The sequence below is a fragment of the Mesonia oceanica genome, from assembly GCF_902499555.1.
Lineage (GTDB): Bacteria > Bacteroidota > Bacteroidia > Flavobacteriales > Flavobacteriaceae > Mesonia > Mesonia oceanica.
Genome location: NZ_CABVMM010000064.1, coordinates 1 through 669 on the forward strand (window position 1 = coordinate 1; position 669 = coordinate 669).

Annotated in this window: 1 protein-coding gene; it reads right to left on the minus strand. The window is 32.4% G+C overall.

The features are described 5' to 3' along the window. On the minus strand, positions 1 to 478 hold a 478-nt coding region (locus FVB9532_RS19325; RefSeq protein WP_150546818.1), incomplete at its 3' end, for a hypothetical protein. Positions 479 to 669: the final 191 nt, after the last annotated feature.

A 669-nucleotide genomic window follows, 5' to 3' on the forward strand; every position in this document is an offset into this window, starting at 1 on the left:
ATTCATAACACTTAAATAGCTCACCGCTTTTAGCATGTAGATCCAGCCTGTGTAATTTTTCGTCAATGCCCACAGTCCATAAAATCGAATCTCCCTCAAGAACCATGTCAAACCCTCCTTTTAGCAGATAACGTTCTTGATCACTCAAGGCTAAAGAATCGGTAAGACAATAAAATGTATTGTTTTGTGATTTATACAAACCATTATTGGTTTGTGCGTAAATTTCGCCATTGGCATCCTCTAATAAAACCCTAACGCTTACCTTAGGAGTGTTATCATTGAGAAATTTATTGAAATTTTTTTTTTCAAAATTGATAAACTCAATTCCATCAAAGGTGATGGCCAGAATATAATCCTTCCCTAAATAGATATGTTTTATTTTAGAAGATACTTCGTAAGTGTTTAAATGATAAACCGTTTTTTTGCTGTCTTCCTCTTTTATGCCGTATGTATGTATCCTATTGCCAACGGCGTTCACAAAAAAAATATCATGATATGTACTTAAAAAATGGTCCTTGTTAACAAAAAAACGATGTGATATTCTGGGTTGTTTTGAGTAAAACGGGAGCTTATAGAGTTCATCAGGAAAATAAAAAAGATGCCTATTTATTGTTTTATTATAAATAATGGGGAAGGCAGTATTCTTGTAGTAAAAAAATTGGTTTTCTT